Annotated in this window: 1 protein-coding gene; it reads left to right on the top strand. The window is 64.8% G+C overall.

Annotated elements, in window-relative coordinates:
* On the top strand, positions 1–650 hold a 650-nt coding region (locus VXC91_RS46545), incomplete at both ends, for an acyl-CoA dehydrogenase family protein (protein ID WP_329513359.1).

Raw genomic sequence — 650 nt, 5'->3', positions numbered from 1 at the left:
GTCGAGAGTGGGGGAGAGTACGTCCTGACGGGCCAGAAGATGTGGCTGACGAACGGCGGCACGTCCACGCTCGTCGCCGTGCTGGTCCGCAGTGACGAAGGACACCCCGAGGGCACGGCGCCCCACAAGTCGATGACGACCTTCCTGATCGAGAAGGAGCCCGGGTTCGGCGAGGTCCGCCCCGGACTCACCATCCCCGGGAAGATCGACAAGATGGGTTACAAGGGTGTCGACACCACCGAACTCATCATGGACGGACTGCGCATTCCGGCCGATCGCGTGCTCGGCGGGGTCACCGGCCGAGGGTTTTACCAAATGATGGACGGAGTCGAGGTGGGCCGGGTGAATGTCGCGGCCCGTGGCTGCGGTGTCGCTCAGCGCGCCTTCGAACTGGGTGTCTCCTACGCCCAGCAGCGGCACACCTTCGGCAAGCCGATCGCCCAGCACCAGGCAATCCAGTTCAAACTTGCCGAAATGGCCACCAAGGTCGAGGCCGCACACGCCATGATGGTGAACGCGGCACGCAAAAAGGACTCGGGCGAGCGGAACGACCTCGAGGCCGGAATGGCGAAGTACCTCGCCTCCGAGTACTGCAAGGAGGTCGTGGAGGACGCCTTCCGCATCCACGGCGGCTACGGCTTCTCCAAGGA

This window comes from Streptomyces chiangmaiensis (genome assembly GCF_036281785.1).
Classification (GTDB): Bacteria; Actinomycetota; Actinomycetes; order Streptomycetales; family Streptomycetaceae; genus Streptomyces; species Streptomyces chiangmaiensis.
The sequence above is the reverse complement of the archived record's forward strand: the minus strand, read 5'-3'. Positions and strand labels throughout refer to the sequence as shown.